Origin of the sequence: Lactobacillus sp. UMNPBX19 (genome assembly GCF_002553805.1) — a bacterium.
GTDB lineage: Bacteria > Bacillota > Bacilli > Lactobacillales > Lactobacillaceae > Lactobacillus.
The window spans coordinates 1-412 of sequence record NZ_PCYR01000126.1; the positions used below are offsets into that span (position 1 = coordinate 1).

A 412-nucleotide genomic window follows, 5' to 3' on the forward strand; every position below is an offset into this window, starting at 1 on the left:
ACCTGATTTGTTGGTCGGATTTACGAGCGCCCCAATACATAGTTTCCACACTCTTATTACGTCCTTTAATCGTCTCAATCACATCTTCTCGGGTGTTAAAGCGATAAATCCGATACTTCATGGCTAAATCGTCATTAAAGACATCAAAAGCAATATCTAAGCGGGTAAAATGTGCGTGCTCCATATTATCAATCACACGCCCCAGCACCGCCGTTTCATCTGCCGTCAAATTAGCAGGGTTAAAGTCTAAGCGCCAATGTTCACGTTGAAATGGACTCTCTGCCATGAATGCCATATTTTCCGTGTTACCGTCTTTATCCTCACGCTCCAAAAACATGGCGCCGTCATGTGGTATCAAACCTGATTCATCATGAATATCTTGCAACGACCAATTAGGTAATAACCCCGAAAC

The 412-nt window shown here is 43.2% G+C and carries 1 pseudogene; it reads right to left on the reverse strand.

The window, feature by feature from the left end:
* Window positions 1-412, reverse strand: a pseudogene (locus CP370_RS09775) (replication initiation factor domain-containing protein); the annotation flags it as partial.